Origin of the sequence: Pseudomonas sp. ANT_H4 (assembly GCF_008369295.1) — a bacterium.
Lineage (GTDB): Bacteria > Pseudomonadota > Gammaproteobacteria > Pseudomonadales > Pseudomonadaceae > Aquipseudomonas.
In genome coordinates this window covers 253585-270485 of the sequence record NZ_VOBG01000006.1, presented here as the reverse complement: position 1 = coordinate 270485, position 16901 = coordinate 253585, and the positions used below count along the sequence as shown (strand labels likewise).

Genomic DNA, 16901 nt, shown 5'->3' with positions numbered 1-16901 from the left:
TTCGCGAGCAAGCTCGCTCCTACAGGGGGGAGGCGTTCTGTTTCATAAAGGACAAACAACAAGGGGGCGAATCTTCATCCGCCCCCTGCTTGTCCGCTTATTGCTGCGGTTCTTCTTCGTCTGCGGCAGCGTCGAGTGGTTGCTCGTCGACGCCGTCATCAGCGCCTGCGATCACCTCGTCCGGCAACTCAACCCCGTCTTCGCCTTCCAGCTCTTCGCCTTCAACTTCAGATGGCTCCTGGACACGCTCCAGGCCAACCAGGGTTTCGTCGCTGGCCAGCTTGATCAAGGTCACGCCCTGGGTGTTACGTCCCAGGCTCGACACTTCACCAACACGGGTACGCACCAAGGTGCCCTGGTCAGAAATCAGCATGATTTCCTCGCCGTCGAGCACCTGGACTGCACCGACCAGACGGCCGTTGCGATCGTTGCTGACCATGGCGATAACGCCCTGACCGCCACGCTTGTACTCTGGGAACTCGCTGATGGCGGTACGCTTGCCGTAACCACGGGCCGATGCGGTAAGAATCTGGCTGCCTTCTTCCGGGATCAGCATGGAAATCAGCTTCTGCCCTTCTGGCAGGCGCATGCCGCGCACACCGCGGGCGGTACGGCCCATGGCGCGAACGTCGGATTCCTTGAAGCGGGTAACCTTGCCGCCGTCGGAGAACAGCATGACTTCACGCTCGCCGTCGGTGATGGCCGCGGAAATCAGCACGTCGCCTTCGTCTAGTTCCAGGGCGATCAGGCCCACGCTGCGTTGACGACTGAAGGATTCCAGCGGGGTCTTCTTCACGGTACCGCCAGCGGTAGCCATGAAGATGTAGTGACCTTCGGTGTACTCGTCGACCGGCAGCATGGTGGTGATGTATTCACCGTCACCCAGCGGCAACAGGTTGACCAGCGGACGTCCACGGGCAGCGCGGGACGCTTCCGGGATTTCGTAGGTTTTCAGCCAGTACACCTTGCCCTTGCTGGAGAACAGCAACAGCGTGGTGTGGCTGTTGGCAACCAGCAGGTGAGCGATGTAGTCCTCATCCTTGACGCCGGTAGCCGATTTGCCTTTACCACCACGACGCTGGGCCTGGTACGCAGCCAGCGGCTGGGTCTTGGCGTAGCCACCGTGGGAAATGGTCACGACGCGCTCTTCTTCCGGGATCATGTCACCCAGGGTCAGGTCGAGACGGGCATCGAGGATTTCGGTGCGACGCACATCGCCGTATTCGGCGCGGATCACTTCCAGCTCTTCGCGGATCACTTCCATCAGGCGCTCGGCGCTGTTGAGGATGCGGATCAGCTCGCCGATCTGGTTGAGAATCTCCTGGTACTCGGCCAGCAGCTTTTCGTGCTCCAGACCGGTCAGACGGTGCAGGCGCAGTTCCAGAATGGCCTGGGCCTGTTCCGGGGACAGGTAGTACTTGCCTTCGCGAAGGCCGTATTGCGGGTCCAGGGTCTGCGGACGGCAGGAGTCGGCGCCGGCACGTTCAACCATCGCCACAACGGCGCTGGATTCCCACGGCATCTTGATCAGCGCTTCCTTGGCTTCCGACGGGGTCGGCGAAGCCTTGATCAGGGCGATGACCGGATCGATGTTCGACAGGGCAACCGCCTGGCCTTCAAGGATGTGCCCACGTTCACGGGCCTTGCGCAGTTCGAATACGGTACGACGGGTTACGACTTCACGACGGTGACGCACGAAGGCTTCCAGCAGATCCTTGAGGTTAAGGATCCGTGGGCGGCCATCGATCAGCGCAACGACGTTGATACCAAACACGCTTTGCAGCTGGGTCTGGGCATAGAGGTTGTTGAGGATCACCTCTGGCACTTCGCCACGACGCAGCTCGATCACGACGCGCATACCGTCCTTGTCGGACTCGTCGCGCAGCTCGGTGATACCTTCAAGCTTCTTCTCTTTAACCAGCTCGGCGATCTTCTCGATCAGACGCGCCTTGTTCAACTGGTAAGGGAGTTCGGTGATGACGATCTGCTGACGGCCACCGACCTTGTCGATGTCTTCGATCATCGAGCGGGCCCGCATGTAAATGCGACCGCGACCGGTGCGGTAGGCTTCGACGATGCCGGCGCGACCGTTGATGATCGCAGCAGTCGGGAAGTCTGGGCCCGGGATGTATTGCATCAACTCATCGATGGTCAACTCAGGGTTGTCGATGAGGGCCAGGCAACCGTCGATGACTTCACCGAGGTTGTGTGGCGGAATGTTGGTGGCCATGCCCACGGCGATACCGCTGGAGCCGTTGACCAACAGGTTGGGAATACGGGTCGGCATGACCGCAGGGATCATTTCGGTGCCGTCGTAGTTCGGCACCCAGTCCACGGTTTCTTTGTGCAGGTCAGCCAGCAGCTCGTGCGCCAGCTTGGTCATGCGCACTTCGGTGTATCGCATGGCTGCGGCGTTGTCGCCGTCGACCGAGCCGAAGTTACCCTGGCCGTCTACCAGCAGGTAGCGCAGGGAAAATGGCTGGGCCATACGAACGATGGTGTCGTACACCGCAGTGTCGCCGTGAGGGTGATACTTACCGATCACGTCACCGACAACACGGGCAGATTTCTTGTACGGCTTGTTCCAGTCGTTACCCAGCTCGCTCATCGCGAACAGCACACGCCGGTGCACGGGCTTCAAGCCATCGCGCGCATCAGGCAGTGCCCGACCGACAATTACGCTCATCGCGTAGTCGAGGTAGGACTGTTTCAGCTCGTCTTCGATATTGACCGGGAGGATTTCTTTGGCCAGTTCGCCCATGAGAAGCCTGATTCCTTTTTCGGGTGAAACCTCGTCACATCCATATAGGACGAACGAAGCTCGCCGCCGCCGGCATGGTGCCTGACAACGACTTACGACAAATCAACGAGTTATGACACGGATCTGCGCAGTAAAGACCACCCCTTGGGGTGACCCTGGAAACCGCCGAATGTTATCACAATCGCCGCCACGCACCTATCCCCCTGATGCGCATGGAGCATAGTAAGTTGATGGATGACAGGCTTGAGGGCGACGAGAGGGGCTCAGAGGTAGATTCAGGCGAAATTTGAAGGCAGATAGACTCAATGCAGCCGCTTGCGACACATCAACCGGGCCATCTTCGCCGTATCCGGCCGCTCGACGATGCCCTTTTCCGTGACGATGACATCGATCAGGTCAGCCGGCGTCACATCAAATACCGGATTGAATACATCCACATCAGCGCCGAGCCGCTGGCCGCCCACTTCCAGCAATTCATGGCCATCTCGCTCTTCAATCGGGATGTCTTCACCACTGGCCAGGCTCATATCAATGGTGGAACTGGGCGCCACCACCATAAAACGCACACCATGGTGCATGGCACACAAGGCCAACTGATAAGTGCCGATCTTGCTCGCCACATCGCCATTGGCGGTAATGCGATCAGCACCGACAATCACCCAGGTCACGCCCTTGGTCTTGAGGATGTGCGCGGCGGCAGAATCGGCATTCAGCGTGACCGGAATACCCTCAATGGCCAATTCCCACGCGGTCAGCCGCGAACCCTGCAGCCATGGCCGGGTTTCGTCGGCGTAGACCCGCTCGACCATGCCTTCCAGAAATGCCCCACGAATCACCCCAAGGGCCGTGCCAAAACCGCCAGTCGCCAATGCCCCGGCGTTGCAGTGAGTGAGAAACGCCTGGGCATTGCCCTGGTGCTTGCGGATCAGGTCGACCCCCAATTGCGCCATGGTCAGGTTGGCTTCGCGATCGCTCTCATGAATGGCGATGGCTTCGGCCTCCAGCGCCAATAGCGGGTCGGCATGCTCCTTGAGGCGATCCAGGCGGTCGCGCATGCGACTCAAGGCCCAGAACAGATTCACTGCCGTGGGACGGGAATCGGCCAGCAGAGCGAAATCCTCTTCCCACGCGGCCTGCCAGTCACCGCCCTCGGCGATGCGGGCCCGGGCTGCCAGCACCATGCCATAGGCAGCGCTGATACCGATGGCCGGTGCGCCACGCACCACCATAGAGCGAATCGCCTCGGCCACACCGGCCGCGCTGGTGTAGGCAATCCAGGTTTCCTCGAACGGCAAAATGCGTTGATCGAGCAGATACAGTGTGCCATCACGCCAGTCGATGGCCTTCACCTTCTCCGCAGCCAACAGTCGATCGCGCATCCCTCACCCCGCACTCATGAACAAAAGCCGCCGATTATAGCGATCCGCCAGCCAAGACGCTCGGGTATACTTCGCCCCTCTTTATAACAGCCTTGCCTATCACAACTCGGGAAGACGCCATCGATGACGCCAACTGCTGCCCCGCTCGACTTGCTGCTGCCAACCTGGCTGGTACCTGTCGAACCCGCAGGCGTGGTACTCAAGGAGCACGGCCTGGGCATCCGCGACGGACGTATCGCGTTTGTCGGCCCACGGTCGATGGCACTGAAACTGGCCGCCACTGAAGTCCGTGAACTGCCGGGCATGCTACTCAGTCCAGGCCTGGTCAACGCTCACGGCCACGCGGCGATGACCCTGTTTCGCGGCCTGGCAGACGACTTGCCGCTGATGACCTGGCTGGAAAAGCACATCTGGCCCGCCGAAGCCAAATGGGTCGACGAGGCCTTCGTGCGCGACGGCACCGATCTGGCTATCGCCGAGCAAATCAAGGGCGGTATCAGTTGCTTCTCAGACATGTACTTTTTCCCGAAAGTCGCCAGCGAGCGGGTCCACAACAGCGGCATCCGCGCGCAGATTGCCGTCCCGATCCTCGACTTCCCGATTCCCGGCGCCAGCGATGCCGACGAGGCCATTCGCCAGGCTGTCGAACTGTTCGGCGACCTTAAGCATCACCCGCGGATCAAGATCACCTTCGGGCCTCATGCGCCGTACACCGTCAGCGATGAAAACCTGGAAAAAATCCGGATAATCGCCGAGGAACTAGACGCTGCAATCCATATGCATGTGCATGAAACCGCCTTCGAAGTGCAGCAGTCGATGGAGCACCTCGGTGAGCGCCCACTGGCCCGCCTTGCTCGCCTGGGGTTGCTTGGGCCGCGCTTCCAGGCTGTTCACATGACCCAAATCAGCGATGACGACCTGGCTTTGCTGGTAGAAAGTAACAGCAGCGTCATCCACTGCCCGGAATCGAACCTGAAACTGGCCAGTGGCTTCTGCCCGGTGGAGCGTTTGTGGCAGGCTGGTGTCAATGTAGCAATCGGCACCGACGGCGCCGCCAGCAACAATGACCTGGACCTGCTGGGCGAAACCCGTACCGCCGCCCTGCTGGCCAAAGCTGTTGCCGGCTCGGCCACCGCCCTGGATGCCCATCGCGCCTTGCGCATGGCTACACTCAACGGCGCCCGGGCGATGGGCCTGGAAAGCGAAGTCGGCTCACTGGAGGTCGGCAAGGCCGCAGACATCGTGGCGTTCGACCTCTCGGGCCTGGCGCAACAACCGATCTACGACCCCGTCTCGCAGCTTATATATGCCACCGGACGCGATTGCGTGAAACACCTTTGGGTCGCAGGCAAGCAATTGCTAGACGACCGGCAACTGACCCGCATGGATGAACAACAGCTGTGCGCCACAGCCGTTGCCTGGGGCCAACGCATCAGCGGACACACCGAATAACGCCGGCCCTGAGCCTGTTCAGGGCCGGCAACTGTTTTGTCAGATTTTAGAGGATGCCCCATGAGTAACGTCGACCACGCTGAAATCGCCAAATTCGAGGCCCTGGCCCATCGCTGGTGGGACCGCGAAAGCGAGTTCAAGCCCCTGCACGATATCAACCCGCTGCGGGTCAACTGGATCGACGAACGCGTCAACCTGGCTGGCAAGAAGATCCTGGATGTCGGTTGCGGCGGCGGCATTCTCAGCGAAGCCATGGCACTGCGCGGTGCCACCGTAATGGGCATAGACATGGGCGAAGCACCGCTGGCCGTGGCCCAACTGCACCAACTGGAATCCGGTGTCAGCGTAGAGTACCGGCAGATCACCGCCGAAGGCCTGGCCGAGGAAATGCCTGAGCAGTTCGACGTGGTCACCTGCCTGGAAATGCTGGAGCACGTTCCTGATCCTTCGTCGGTAATCCGCGCCTGCTTCCGTATGGTCAAGCCGGGTGGCCAGGTGTTTTTCTCCACCATCAACCGCAATCCCAAGGCCTACCTGTTCGCGATCATCGGTGCCGAATACATCATGAAGCTGCTGCCTCGCGGCACCCACGACTTCAAGAAATTCATCCGCCCTTCCGAACTGGGAGCCTGGAGCCGCCAGGCCGGGCTGACCGTCAAGGACATCATCGGCCTGACCTACAACCCACTGACCAAGCACTACAAGCTGGCCAGCGACGTTGACGTCAACTACATGATCCAGACCCTGCGAGAGGAATAAGCCGATGAAGTTGCGAGCGGTTCTTTTCGACATGGACGGTACCCTGCTGGACACCGCGCCGGACTTTATCGCCATCTGCCAGGCCATGCGCGCCGACCGTGGGCTGGCGCCGATTGCCGACCAGCATATTCGTGATGAAATTTCCGGCGGCGCCCGGGCCATGGTCGCCGTGACCTTTTCCATGGACCCGCAATCCCCAGGTTTTGAAGAACTGCGTCTGGAGTTCCTGGAACGCTACCTCAAAGGTTGCGCGATCCACAGCAAACTGTTCGACGGCATGGCCGAACTGCTGGCGGACATTGAAAAATCCAAGCTGATCTGGGGCGTGGTCACCAACAAGCCACTGCGCTTCGCCGAGCCGATCATGGAGCAGTTGGGGCTGGCTCAGCGCTCAGCGCTACTGATCTGCCCGGACCATGTGACGAACAGCAAACCGGACCCTGAGCCGCTGATCCTGGCCTGCAAGATGCTCGACCTGGACCCGGCCAGCGTGTTGTTCGTCGGTGATGACTTGCGGGATATCGAGTCGGGGCGCGACGCCGGCACCCGAACCGCGGCCGTGACCTACGGCTATATTCATCCCGATGACAATCCACGCCACTGGGGCGCCGATGTGGTGGTGGATCATCCGCTGGAGCTGCGCAAGGTGCTGGATAACGCGCTTTGCAGCTGCTGATTACGCTCCTACAAGAATTCTGTTGAGGTTGTTTATGTTTGATTACTGCGCACGCCCAGAACTGCTCAAAGACCGCGTCATCCTGATAACCGGTGCCGGTCGCGGGATTGGCGCGGCGGCGGCGAAAACCTACGCTGCTCACGGCGCTACCGTGCTGTTGCTGGGCAAGACCGAAGCCAACCTGACCCAGGTCTACGATGAAATCGAAGCCGCCGGCCACCCACAGCCAGTGGTGATTCCGTTCAACCTGGAAACCGCCCTGCCCCATCAATACGATGAGTTGGCGGCGATGATCGAAAACGAATTCGGCCACCTCGACGGCCTGCTGCACAACGCCTCGATCATCGGCCCGCGCACGCCAATCGAACAGCTGTCGGGCGAAAACTTCATGCGGGTGATGCACGTCAACGTCAATGCGATGTTCATGCTCACCGCCACCCTGCTACCACTGCTCAAGCTGTCCCTGGACGCGTCGGTGGTGTTCACCTCCAGCAGCGTTGGCCGCAAGGGCCGTGCTTATTGGGGCGCTTATGGGGTGTCGAAATTCGCCACCGAAGGCCTGATGCAAACCCTGGCCGACGAGGTCGACACTGTGGCCCCCGTGCGCGCCAACAGCATCAACCCCGGCGCCACTCGCACCAGCATGCGCGCCCAGGCCTACCCTGGAGAAAACCCGAGCAACAACCCGACGCCTGAAGACATCATGCCGGTGTACCTGTACCTGATGGGTCCGGACAGTACTGGCATCAATGGACAGGCGTTCGACGCACAATAAGCCTCATCCCCACGGGTGCAGGAGACGGTTCGCTGGCGCCTGCAACCCTTTCGTCAATAAACCGTCTTTTGCTTGTTGCCTGCTCCTGCTACCAACCGCTTGAATCAAAACGATTTTTTATAAGCTGAACGAAATGGCACGAATTTCGCTCCAATCTGTTTCAAACAGGTTGTGCCCCGACAAGATGTACGGCATGGGAGCAGGGGTTATCACCCCCGGCAAAGCGGACTAGACTGTTACTCATGTTTTACGCAACTGAGGGAACAGTCAGTCGCTGGGCAATCACTGCTCTCATCCAGCCTGTAAGACAGCGTTATGTGCTTAGAGGCCATCAGCTTATGAAAACACCGACCCAGACCAACGCAATTGACTTCGACAGTGAAAAATTGCAACGCCTGGGCTTTGGTCAGCCTTCCCTCCTAGCCCAACGCCCCACCACCATTGCTCAGCTTCGCCAGCAACTGAACCTGCAATTGCAGACCAGCCTGGAACCAGAGCGCATTCTTGGCCTGTTCTTTCGGGAAATTCAGAGGCTGGTGCCACTGGATGCCCTGCAATATCGTCACGAAACCAGCGACCTGCGCCTGGAGTACGGCCAGCGCGGCCATCACTCGGTGAGCTACACCCTGAGCCATCAGGGCGAGCATCTCGGGGAACTGGTATTTCGACGCAACCAGCGTTTCACGGAAGAGGAGCTGGGCAACCTGGAGTCGCTGCTGGCAACGCTGCTCTTCCCCATGCGTAACGCCCTGCTGTATCGCGTTGCAACCCGCAGCGCCCTGCGTGATCCGCTGACCGAAACCGGTAACCGCATCGCCATGGACCAGACCCTGCAGCGGGAAATCGATATGGCCCGCAGGCACTTGCATCCGCTGTCATTGCTGATGCTGGACATCGATCACTTCAAGCTTATCAATGACAGCCACGGCCACGCCGCTGGCGACAAGGTACTCAAGGCTGTTGCGGCCTCGATCAAGAGTCAGTTGCGCAATGTCGACATGGTGTTTCGTTTTGGCGGGGAAGAGTTTCTGATCCTGCTGTCCAATACCGGCCGGGATGCTGCGGCCATGGTCGGCGAGCGACTGCGCCAGGCGGCGCAGGCCCAGGATTACTGGGCGCAAACAACGCGTATCGAATTGACAGTAAGCCTGGGTTGCTCGACCTTGTTGCCGGGAGAGTCCGCCGAGAGCCTGTTGCGCCGGGCGGACAATGCCTTGTATGTGGCCAAGCGCGAAGGCCGCAACCGGCTGGCAATGGCGGGGTAACCGCCACCCCGCCACACTCCGTTGTCAGGCTTCGCTGGTGGCCAGCGCCTGACGCTCGCGGGCAACCGGTGCTTTCTCCAGCTGCATGCAACGCTCCAGGAACAGGTACATATAGTCGTAGCTCTTGCACACTGCCTGGCGCAACTCAACCTGCAGGGCCTTGCTCGGACTCATCCCGGCCAGGGTGCAGATGATTTCCAGCGCCTCCCATGGGTGGGCGTCATCGTATTGGGCATGCATCTTCAGCCATTTCATTGCACGCTTACGGTCGTCCTCAGGGAAGGCCGCCGCGTAGACACCTGTTGAGCACACCAGCGCAGACCACTCCCCAGTGGCACCCTCGATGGCATAGTTGGTGGCAGCAATGGCAACAATCAACGAATCGGCCGAACTGGTGTGCCAGCACCAATGACTCAGTGCGTGCAGCTCAGGCGGCACGTTCTGCGCTTGCAACGCTTCCAGGCTGACACCATGGGCACGTGCCCAGTCCACCCAATAATCGGCGTGATTTAGTTCCACGCGAATATTGCGCATCAGCCAGCGCCGCGCCATGTCTTCACCAGGATGACGGGCAAATTTGGTCTTGGTGAGGTTTTGTGCCATGTACAACGCAAACTGTTCAACCACCGGCCACCCACCAATCAGGTAGTGACGCATGGTCTTGGCGCTGAGCTTGTTATCGCGCATGCGCTGGTACAGTTCGTGTTCGACAACCCGGCGCTTGCTCTCGCTACAGTCCTGGATCAATTGCTGAGCCCAGGCTGGGTAACTTGAGGCTTCCATAAGCGGGCCGGTTCTGTTGAATGTGTCGATCACTGTCGGGCTCCTTTTGATTTGTGATGTATACAGACCAGCGAATGTTTCAGCGGAACGTGCCGGGCGCCTTGAATAACAGAGGCTGCGGTCGCACAGGTCGACACTGCAAACTGTCAAAGGTAAACAATTGCGGACGCTCAATCAGGTAGCCCTGAGCGTAGTCCACACCAATTTCAAGCAAGGCTTGTTCGATTTGCGGTGTCTCGACAAATTCGGCAATTGTGCATTTACCCATGACATGACCGATGTGATTGATCACTTCGACCATAGCGCGGTTAATCGGGTCGTCCAGCATATCTTTTACGAAACTTCCATCGATCTTCAGGAAGTCTACAGGTAAATGTTTAAGGTAAGCGAATGAGGACATTCCGGGGCAGAAGTCATCCAGGGAAAAGTGACAACCTAACTCTTTGAGTTCATTAATAAAACGAATTGCACTTCCGAGATTTGAAATAGCACTGGTCTCAGTAATTTCAAAACAAATCATTTGTGGAGGAATGCTGTAAGCCTTGAACTTCTCACGTAAAAAGCCCAAAAAGTCTTCATCACCAATGGTTATGCCTGACAGATTGATCGCACACATGGCCATGGGCCGGCCTGGGCGCTCGATCATGCACTTGGCAATGACCCTGAACACATTCTCCACCACCCAACGGTCCAGCGAAGTCATCAGGCCATAGCGTTCCGCGGCAGGAATAAAGCTGTTGGGCAAGATGATCCGACCGGCCTCATCATGCAGGCGCAGCAGGATCTCAATATGGCCATCGCCAGGATCGGTACGACCGAGCGGCGCGATCTCCTGGGCATACAGGCAAAAACGGTCTTCCTCAAGCGCCATGTGCAAGCGCTGCACCCACGCCATCTCGCCAAAACGCAGGGACAACTCCGAGTCATCGGCGTGATAGACCTGCACCCGGTTACGGCCCTTCTCCTTGGCCATGTAGCAGGCCATATCCGCAGCCCGCAGTGACGTTTCAAGGGTGGTAGGGGTTTGCGAGATGTGCACCAGGCCGATGCTGACAGTGGTGACAAAAGGCCGTCCCTTCCAGACAAAATGCAGGTTTTGCACGGTATGGCGCAGGCTTTCGGCGATCTTCTCGGCCACTTCTGCCGGGCAGTTTTCCAGCAAAATGCCAAACTCATCACCACCCAGGCGGGCCAGCGTGTCGCCCTCGCGCAGGTCGGATTGCAACAACGCACAGATATGTCGCAACAACTCATCCCCTGCGGCGTGACCACAGGTGTCGTTGACCAGCTTGAACTGATCCAGATCGAGAAACATCAAGGCATGCCGCCCCGTTTGCTGGCGTCCCACACTGTGCAGCACCTGCTCCAGGCGGTATTCGAACTCACGGCGGTTGGACAGCCCGGTCAAGGCGTCATGAGTCGCCTGCCAGGACAGATTGGCAATGTATTGGCGCTCTTGAGTCATGTCGTGCAGCACCAGCACCGCGCCGCTGACCTTGCCGGCGCTGCGGATAGGCGCGCCCACCAAGGTCACCGAAACCGTGCTGCCGTCCAGGCGCTGGATCAGTTTTGAATGCTCGCTGCCGCCACTGAGTTGGCCACCAAGAATGTGTTCGATCAGGGTAAAATCATCAGACTGGGCATTTTCATCCAGCAGGTTGAACAACGCCCCCAAGGGCAAACCCTGAGCCTGGGCCGCCCTCCAGTGCGTCAGCGACTCCGCTGCCGGGTTCATGTAGGCGATGGCACCGTCGACATCGGTGGTGATAACGGCGTCACCGATGAATTCAAGGGTGATCTGGGCCCGCTCCTTCTCGACCTGCAAAGCATCGGCAAACGCATGGCGCTGGGCAAGCAGCTTACGGGTGCGCAACAGCGCCAGGGCGATGAGCCCCAATGTCGTGGCCAGGTTGGTGATCAACAGCAAGCGCAGAATTACCCGCGAGCCTTCACCCAAGGCATCGCTGAAAGCCTTGGCGGCCGGCGTCACCTCTTCGTTGATGGCGATGATGTGTTCTTTCCAGCCCCGGATATCATCACTGCTCGCCTGATTGGCAATGATTGCCCGGTGCATCTCCTGCGCCAGGTCATCCAGTTGCACCAAGTAACCATCGCCTATGGTCCACAGTTCGATGGCTTTTTCCAGGTAACTGAAATGGCGGAAGTTGAGGTACAGCCAGATCAGGTTCGACACGTCGTCGGGATGGTTTCCACCCTTGAGAATGCCCAGGCGCGCCCCGGTCAGGTCCGGGCTGGAGCGGTCAAGGGCGACCCGCAGCTCATGGCCTCCCTGAGGCACGGCAATGGCGTTCTGGTATTTGAGGAAGGTGGCTTGATCGCGGTTGTCGGCGTACAGGGTCAGGTAATAGATGGCGTCTTTCTGGCCCTTGGACCACAGGCTTTCGCCAGCCACATAGCCCCGCACTGCCGAAAGCATGTAGAGACTGACACAACCTAACAATGCCTGGAGCAGCACAACCGCGATAAAGGGCCAGATGATGCCCAGCAACCGTGGCGTTTCGAGAGTTACTCCGAGAGTCCGCTTTTGCTTCATGAGGTCCCTTGCACCAGCACAGGCGAGTGAAAACCGCTCCTGACAGCACAGCCTAGGCTAAATTCGATGACTGCGAATGAATGTCCGGAAACGATTTAGCGCACTTGTTGCAAATGGCCATAAAGTTTGGCGTAAAGACCACCGTCGGCAATCAGTTGCTGGTGGTCGCCATCTTCGGCGATATGCCCGCCGTCGAATACCAGCACCCTATCGGCCTGTTTCACCGCCGACAAACGGTGAGCAATAATCAGTGTAGTACGGCCACTGAGAAACCGCGCCAGCGCCTGATGCAGGTTGTACTCGGTCGCCGCATCCAGGGCTGACGTGGCTTCGTCGAGGATTACCACTTTCGGTTCCGCCAGGACCATCCGCGCAATGGCCAGCCGCTGACGCTGGCCACCAGAGAATCGCACCCCGGAACGTCCCACTACACTGTCCAGGCCCAGGGGCAGTGCCTTGACCGTCGCATCCAACTGGGCAATTTCAAGGGCCTGCCAGCACGCTTGATCGCTGCGCTCACGGCCCATGGTCAGGTTGGCACGCACGGTATCATTGAACAGCGCCGGGTGCTGCAGCACGACGGCGACATTCTCCCGAATGGTCGCAAGGCCTATCTCCTGCTGGGTCGAGCCACCAAAACGAATACTGCCCGACTGCGGCGTGTAAAGCCCCAGCAACAGTTGCACCAGGGTACTTTTACCGCCGCCGCTGGCACCAACAATGGCCACTTTCTCTCCCGGCGCGATCACCAGATTTAGCTGATCGAGCACCAAATCCTCGCCATAACCGAAGTTCAGGCCGCGCACTTCGATACCCACGGTTTCACGCCCCACAAACGGGTCATCGCCGCCGGCATATTGCGGCTCGTCGGCGCGCGCCAGCAGTTCATTGATCCGCGTCAGCGCACCGCCCGCCGCGTAGTAGGCGTATTGCAGGTTCAGCAGTTGTTCCACCGGGCCGATCATGAACCACAGATAGCTGAACACCGCGAGCATCTGGCCGATGGACAGGTCGGAAAACAGCACGGTGAGCATCGCCGCCGCACGGAAGATGTCGATGCCAAACTGAAACAGCAACCCACTGGCGCGGCTGGACGCATCGCTTTTCCACTGGGAGTTGACCGCAAAATCCCGCACTTCCTGGGCACGCTGACCCAGGCGCCCGAGGAAAAATCCCTGGCGGTTGCCGGCGCGCACTTCCTGAATGGCATCGAGGGTTTCGGTAAGGGCCTGGGTAAACCGCGAGGTGCTGTCGTTTTCCAGCTTTTTCAGGTGTTTGACCCGCTTGCCCAATTGCACCGTGGCGTAGATCACCAGCGGGTTGAACAACAGGATCAACAGCGCCAGCTTCCAATGCATCCACATCAGTATCCCGGAAGTGCCCACCAGGGTCAGCATGGCCACCAGGAACCGGCTCAGGGTCTCGCCGACAAACTTGTCCAACGTATCAAGGTCGGTAACCAGGTGGGTGGTGACGGTGCCGCTGCCCAGGCTTTCGTACTCACTGAGGGAAATGCGCTTGAGCCGTTCGATCAGCCGCACGCGAATGCGATAGACGATGTCCTTGGCCAACCGCGCAAACAAACGCGCCTGCACTACGTTGAACACCAGGGCGCCGCAGCGCAGCAACAGTGTCACCAGCAGCATCAGGCCGATATAACCGGCGGCTTGCTGCCAGCCCGATGGGAGCGCGTGATTCATCACCTTCAAGGCTGCGTCGCCATGGCCCAGCAAGACTTCGTCCACCAACAGCGGCAACAACAAGGGAATCGGCACGCTGCACAGGGTTGCCAAGACGGCAACGCCATTGGCGGTCCACAAGGATTTCTTGTGATGCAGGGCCAAGCGACGGACTTGCGCCCAGGTCAGCCGATCCACTCGTTCGGATTGCTCAGTGCTGTCGGGCTGATCATGCACAGGCGGCGCGCTCCAACCAGCGACCGAGCAATGGTGACAACTCGGACAGCGGCTGGTAGCCATTGGTGAGCAAGGCCAACTGGCCGTTTCGTTCGGCCAGCAAGGTGGGGAAACCGGCGATGCCCAGGTCCAGGACCCAGGTAAAATCGGCAGCCGTGGCAGCATGCTGTTCGGCACGATCAAAGGCTTCGGCAAATTCGATGCGCGGCACACCAGCGGTCTCGGCCAGTTCCACCAGCACGTTGGCACGGGTGACGTCGCGGCCTTCGACATAAAATGCCTGCTGGATCAGCCCGAGCAAGGTCCAGGCGCAATCCGGCGCCAGGCTTCGGGCCGTGACCAAGGCGCGACAGGCCGGCTCGGTATCGTAGACAAAACCGTCGGGCAAGGCGCCGTCCAGCTTGAACGGCTGGCCGGTGGCTTCAGCTACTGCCTGCCAATGCTCCAGGATGTAGCGCCGAGTGGTTGGCTCCAGCGACGCGCCACTGCCAGTGCGCAAACCGCCCACCACCAGGTGCAACTCAACGCCGGCGGCGTGGGCCTGCTCAACCAGCGCCTTGGCCACCGGGGCAAAACCCCAGCACCAGGAGCACATCGGATCCATTACATAGAGCAGGCGCACGGACATGACTTAAGTCTCGGTGGATGATTGCTTGTAGTTGTAGCCAATCGGGTGCGGCATATTGCGGGCCTTGGCCAGTTCAATCTGCTTTTGTCGGTCGGTCGCACTGCGACGGGTCTTCTCGGAGAGCTTATCCCAGCAATGGGGGCAACTGATGCCGGCCACGTAATGCTCGGATAGGCGATCCTCTACACTAACCGGTGTGCGGCAGGCGTGACATTGATCGTAGTCACCTTCGCTCAAATCATGGCGCACGGTCACCCGATTATCGAAAACAAAGCAGTCACCCTGCCATTTGGTTTCTTCCAAAGGCACCTCTTCGAGGTATTTGAGGATGCCGCCCTTGAGGTGATAGACCTCGTCAAAGCCCTCGCTGAGCATATAGCTCGACGCCTTTTCACAACGAATGCCGCCGGTGCAGAACATGGCGACTTTCTTGTGTTTGGCCGGGTCGAAGTTGGCTTTGATGTAGTCGGGAAATTCGCGAAAGCTGGTGGTCTTCGGGTCGATCGCACCTTCAAAGGTGCCGATGGACACTTCGTAGTCGTTACGGGTGTCGATCAGCAACACTTCTGGGTCGCTGATCAAGGCATTCCAGTCTTGCGGGTTGACGTAGGTGCCGACTTTTTTGTTGGGGTCGACGCCTTCGACGCCCAGGGTCACGATCTCTTTCTTGAGCTTGACCTTGGTGCGGTAGAACGGCTGATCGTCGCAGTACGACTCTTTGTGGTCGATGTCGTCCATGCGTGGGTCGTTCTTGAGCCAGGCCATCAGCCCGTCGATGCCTTCGCGGCTACCGGAAACAGTGCCGTTGATGCCTTCTTCGGCGATCAGCAAAGTGCCTTTGACGCCGTTGTCGACCATCGCCTGCAACAGCGGCTCGCGCAGGGCGACGTAATCTTCGAGGGTGACGAACTTATACAGTGCCGCCACGACGATTGGGTGAGTCATGGGTGTTCTCTCCAGGTGGCTACCCTCGTAAAGGGTGAACCGGATGCAAAAAAAACGCGCCGTCTAAGCGGCGCGTTGCGGATTCTAGCAAATGCTCGGTGTCAGAAACACCGGCTCATCGGTTAGTGCCCGCCAGCGCAGGTCGGCGAGGCCGGGGCTACGTCGATTTTCGCCCATTCTTCAGGCGTATAGGTATGCAGCGCCAACGCATGAAACTCACCCATCAGGTCTCCCAGGGTGGCGTAGACCTTCTGGTGGCGCTTGACGCGGTTGAGCCCGTCGAACTGCTGGCTGACCAGCACAGCCTTGAAGTGAGTCTGCAACCCACGGCTGTGCATGTGGCTTTCATCCAGCACGCTCAGGTGTTGCGGGCTCAGGGCGACGAGTGCCGATTCGATACGCTGTTGCATGGTCATTCCTGGCTCCGCTTACTTCTTCTTGGCTGGTGCTGCTGCTTTTGGCGTCAGTTCGTTGGTCATGTCTTCCAACAACTTGTTCACCACCGGTACCGCGCTTTCCAGTTTGGCCTGGGTCAACTGGGCCGATTGCTGGGTCAGCTGTGGCATTTTTTCCAGGACTTTCTTGCCCAGTGGCGACTTGTAGAAGGCGACCAGGTCCTTGAGTTCGGATTCGCTGAAGTTGCTGGTGTAGAGCTTGATCATGTCCGGCTTGAGCTTGTTCCAGCCGATAGCCTGGTCCAGGGCGGTGTTGGCCTTGGCCTGGTAGGTGTCCAGGACGGTTTGCTTGGCGGCCGGAGCCTTGGTCTGTTCGAAACGCTGGGCGAACATTTGCTGCACTTGCATGTACACCGGGGTACCCAGCTTGTCAGCATGGGCCAGAGTAAGGAAGGCTTCGGCACTGGCGTTATGGCTGGCGGTATCGGCAAAAACCTGGCCGCTGGCACATACCAGGGCTACCGCGGTACAGATGGCACGAAGACGAGTCATCGAGTTTCCTTTTCTAGCAGGCGAGGTAAGACCCCAGGGGCGACCATTCTGCACCTAAAAA

At 59.1% G+C, this 16901-nt stretch carries 14 protein-coding genes; 5 read left to right on the top strand and 9 right to left on the bottom strand.

Annotation, left to right across the window (positions count from 1 at the left end; genetic code table 11):
• Nucleotides 1-97: 97 nt before the first annotated feature.
• Together gyrA and mtnA are read right to left on the bottom strand one after the other, a co-directional pair.
• Entirely contained in the window at nt 98-2761 is a 2664-nt protein-coding gene (gene gyrA, locus FQ182_RS10590) for a DNA gyrase subunit A (protein ID WP_149411578.1), read from the bottom strand.
• A 302-nt stretch (nt 2762-3063) separates the two neighbouring features.
• Complete coding sequence (gene mtnA, locus FQ182_RS10585) at nt 3064-4140, bottom strand: S-methyl-5-thioribose-1-phosphate isomerase (RefSeq protein ID WP_149411577.1); 1077 nt, start codon at nt 4138-4140, stop codon at nt 3064-3066.
• A 123-nt stretch (nt 4141-4263) separates the two neighbouring features.
• Between mtnA and FQ182_RS10580 the strand changes: the two genes are divergently transcribed.
• The 5 genes from FQ182_RS10580 to FQ182_RS10560 all read left to right on the top strand — a co-directional run bounded on the left by FQ182_RS10580 (nt 4264) and on the right by FQ182_RS10560 (nt 9067).
• A complete protein-coding gene (locus tag FQ182_RS10580) occupies nt 4264-5592 on the top strand; it encodes a TRZ/ATZ family hydrolase (RefSeq protein ID WP_149411576.1) in 1329 nt (442 codons plus the stop codon).
• 60 nt (nt 5593-5652) lie between these two features.
• Nucleotides 5653-6351, top strand: coding sequence for a bifunctional 2-polyprenyl-6-hydroxyphenol methylase/3-demethylubiquinol 3-O-methyltransferase UbiG (gene ubiG, locus FQ182_RS10575; RefSeq protein WP_133098925.1), 699 nt, complete (start codon nt 5653-5655; stop codon nt 6349-6351).
• 4 nt (nt 6352-6355) lie between these two features.
• Nucleotides 6356-7027 (top strand): N-acetylmuramic acid 6-phosphate phosphatase MupP, encoded by a 672-nt coding sequence (gene mupP, locus FQ182_RS10570; protein ID WP_133098926.1) that lies wholly within the window; start codon nt 6356-6358, stop codon nt 7025-7027.
• Between the two features lie 34 nt (nt 7028-7061).
• Nucleotides 7062-7802, top strand: a complete 741-nt coding sequence (locus tag FQ182_RS10565) for a YciK family oxidoreductase (protein WP_149411575.1) — start codon at nt 7062-7064, stop codon at nt 7800-7802.
• A gap of 338 nt (nt 7803-8140) precedes the next feature.
• Complete coding sequence (locus FQ182_RS10560) at nt 8141-9067, top strand: GGDEF domain-containing protein (protein WP_149411574.1); 927 nt, start codon at nt 8141-8143, stop codon at nt 9065-9067.
• Nucleotides 9068-9091: 24 nt separating this feature from the next.
• Here FQ182_RS10560 and FQ182_RS10555 read toward each other — a convergent pair whose 3' ends face one another.
• The 7 genes from FQ182_RS10555 to FQ182_RS10525 form a co-directional block, all read right to left on the bottom strand.
• The gene (locus FQ182_RS10555; RefSeq protein WP_371923872.1) at nt 9092-9850 is read right to left on the bottom strand and encodes a TenA family transcriptional regulator; all 759 of its coding nucleotides are present in this window, start codon (nt 9848-9850) and stop codon (nt 9092-9094) included.
• A 79-nt stretch (nt 9851-9929) separates the two neighbouring features.
• Nucleotides 9930-12404 (bottom strand): EAL domain-containing protein, encoded by a 2475-nt coding sequence (locus FQ182_RS10550; RefSeq protein ID WP_149411572.1) that lies wholly within the window; start codon nt 12402-12404, stop codon nt 9930-9932.
• A gap of 95 nt (nt 12405-12499) precedes the next feature.
• Nucleotides 12500-14320, bottom strand: coding sequence for an ABC transporter ATP-binding protein (locus FQ182_RS10545; protein ID WP_149411571.1), 1821 nt, complete (start codon nt 14318-14320; stop codon nt 12500-12502).
• Nucleotides 14313-14915, bottom strand: coding sequence for a DsbA family protein (locus tag FQ182_RS10540; RefSeq protein ID WP_178114429.1), 603 nt, complete (start codon nt 14913-14915; stop codon nt 14313-14315). The genes FQ182_RS10545 and FQ182_RS10540 overlap by 8 nt, the downstream gene beginning before the upstream one ends.
• A 36-nt stretch (nt 14916-14951) precedes the next feature.
• Complete coding sequence (locus FQ182_RS10535) at nt 14952-15893, bottom strand: rhodanese-related sulfurtransferase (protein ID WP_149411569.1); 942 nt, start codon at nt 15891-15893, stop codon at nt 14952-14954.
• A gap of 122 nt (nt 15894-16015) precedes the next feature.
• Entirely contained in the window at nt 16016-16309 is a 294-nt protein-coding gene (locus FQ182_RS10530) for a BolA family transcriptional regulator (RefSeq protein WP_149411568.1), read from the bottom strand.
• Between the two features lie 12 nt (nt 16310-16321).
• Nucleotides 16322-16840, bottom strand: coding sequence for a DUF2059 domain-containing protein (locus FQ182_RS10525; protein WP_133098935.1), 519 nt, complete (start codon nt 16838-16840; stop codon nt 16322-16324).
• Nucleotides 16841-16901 lie beyond the last annotated feature (61 nt).